Below are 672 nucleotides of genomic sequence, written 5' to 3'. Positions count from 1 at the left end.
GAGCAAAGGTCGCATTTTCCTGGTGCAGGATGGCCAGGTTCGCGACCCGGAGAAAGTGACCAAGGAGTTTAAGCAGGGCCTGTTTCTGCGCAAAAGTAGCCTGAGCAGCCGCGGTTGGACCATTGAAATCCTGAATTGTATTGATAAAATCGAAGGCAGCGAGTTTACCCTGGAGGACATGTACCGCTTTGAAAGCGATCTGAAAAATATTTTTGTGAAAAATAATCACATTAAAGAGAAGATCCGCCAGCAGCTGCAGATTCTGCGCGACAAAGAGATCATCGAGTTCAAGGGCCGCGGTAAATATCGCAAACTGTAAGCGGCCGCGAATTAATTCGCCTTAGACATGACTGTTCCTCAGTTCAAGTTGGGCACTTACGAGAAGACCGGTCTTGCTAGATTCTAATCAAGAGGATGTCAGAATGCCATTTGCCTGAGAGATGCAGGCTTCATTTTTGATACTTTTTTATTTGTAACCTATATAGTATAGGATTTTTTTTGTCATTTTGTTTCTTCTCGTACGAGCTTGCTCCTGATCAGCCTATCTCGCAGCTGATGAATATCTTGTGGTAGGGGTTTGGGAAAATCATTCGAGTTTGATGTTTTTCTTGGTATTTCCCACTCCTCTTCAGAGTACAGAAGATTAAGTGAGACGTTCGTTTGTGCAAGCTT

At 44.0% G+C, this 672-nt stretch carries 1 pseudogene; it reads left to right on the top strand.

Annotation, left to right across the window (positions count from 1 at the left end):
• Nucleotides 1-319: pseudogene (locus tag AB2U09_RS00015) on the top strand (hypothetical protein); the annotation flags it as partial.
• Nucleotides 320-672: the final 353 nt, after the last annotated feature.

The sequence above is a fragment of the Halosimplex yunnanense genome, assembly GCF_054504345.1.
The sequence above is the reverse complement of the archived record's forward strand: the minus strand, read 5'-3'. Positions and strand labels throughout refer to the sequence as shown.